The sequence below is a fragment of the Halomonas sp. BM-2019 genome, from assembly GCF_017584085.1.
The window spans coordinates 1,970,119-1,971,945 of sequence record NZ_CP071922.1 but is presented as its reverse complement, the minus strand read 5'-3'; the positions used below and the strand labels follow the sequence as shown (position 1 = coordinate 1,971,945).

1 protein-coding gene is annotated in these 1,827 nt (G+C 50.3%); it reads left to right on the top strand.

Annotated features, from left to right (window positions below; translation table 11 throughout):
• Positions 1-301: 301 nt before the first annotated feature.
• The coding region (locus J5F18_RS09890) for a bifunctional aconitate hydratase 2/2-methylisocitrate dehydratase (protein ID WP_346302067.1) at positions 302-1,827 on the top strand (1,526 nt) is incomplete at its 3' end.

Genomic DNA, 1,827 nt, shown 5'->3' with positions numbered 1-1,827 from the left:
GTCGTGCCCTATGATAAGGTTGTATCATTCTGCAAACGCTTTGGTATTCCCCTGATTACCGTTGCTGATGAGCATCGCCTCGCCAGCGAAACGGCGCAACAAGCAATTGTTGCTGCGGTACGGGAAGTGTACAACTAGTGAGTTGCGTTATGGGAGCTATAAATTCCGTGAATGACTAAAATAGCCCTTGTCAGACCTGCTTAAATTCAAAACAGCCACAATTTCGCGTATAATCCCCCCGTTTTCTAAATTGCTGGCCGTTCTCTGTGAACGGCGGGTATCTACTTGAGAGGAATCATTTGTGTTAGAACAGTATCGCGCACATGTGGCCGAGCGCGCCGCAGAAGGAATTCCACCAAAGCCTCTGAACCCAGAGCAAGTTGCAGACTTGGTTGAGTTACTGAAAAACCCACCAGCCGGTGAAGAAGCGTTTTTGCTTGAATTAATCAGCGATCGCGTTCCTCCGGGTGTTGACGAAGCCGCGTACGTAAAAGCGGGCTTCTTAGCTGCAATTACCAAAGGTGAAGTCACCTCACCAATTATCGATAAGAAATTAGCGATTAAATTGCTCGGTAACATGCACGGCGGTTACAACATCGAAACCTTAGTGTCGTTGCTCGATGACGCTGAACTCGCGGAAGCTGCGGGTGAAGAACTCAAGCACACTATTTTGATGTTCGATGCGTTCCACGACGTCGAAGAGCGCATGAAAGCCGGTAACGCTGTAGCAAAAGCTGTGGTTGAGTCATGGGCTAATGCAGAATGGTTCACTAGCCGCCCTGAAATGCCAGAAAAAATTACCGCGACTGTGTTTAAAGTTACGGGTGAAACCAACACCGACGATTTATCACCAGCACCAGATGCATGGTCTCGTCCAGACATCCCATTGCATGCCAAAGCCATGTACAAAATGCCACGCGAAGGCATCACCAACGCAGCTGAGCAAATTGCTGAGCTGAAAGAAAAAGGCAACCCAGTTGCTTTCGTTGGTGACGTTGTGGGTACAGGTTCTTCACGGAAGTCAGCAACGAACTCAGTGTTATGGTTCATCGGTGATGACATGCCAGGTACCCCGAACAAGCGTTCTGGCGGTATTTGTATCGGTGGCAAAGTTGCACCAATTTTCTTCAACACCATGAAAGACACAGGAACCTTGGTGTTTGAAGCAGACGTTGACCAAATGAACATGGGTGATGTGATTCACATTTACCCACTCGCGGGCAAAATTGAAAACGCAGCGGGCGAAGTAATCGCTGAATACCAGTACGCGTCTGATGTGATTATCGACGAAGTCCGCGCCGGTGGCCGGATCAACTTGATCATCGGTCGTGGCTTGACCACCAAAGCGCGTGAGTCTCTCGGCCTCGGTCGTTCAGACTTGTTCCGTACGCCAGAGCAGCCAGCCGACAGCGGTAAAGGGTTCACCTTAGCGCAGAAAATGGTCGGTAAAGCTTGTGGTATCGACGGCGTTCGCCCAGGTACTTACTGTGAGCCACGCATGACCACGGTTGGTTCGCAAGACACTACCGGCCCAATGACGCGTGACGAACTGAAAGACTTAGCATGCTTAGGCTTTAACGCCGACTTAGTCATGCAGTCATTCTGTCACACGGCTGCGTATCCGAAGCCAGTTGATATCGAAACTCAGCACACCTTACCCGACTTCATCATGAACCGTGGCGGTGTATCGTTGCGTCCAGGTGACGGAATTATTCACAGCTGGTTGAACCGTATGCTGATGCCAGACACGGTCGGTACTGGTGGTGACTCACACACGCGTTTCCCACTAGGTATTTCGTTCCCTGCGGGTTCAGGTTTGGTTGCGTT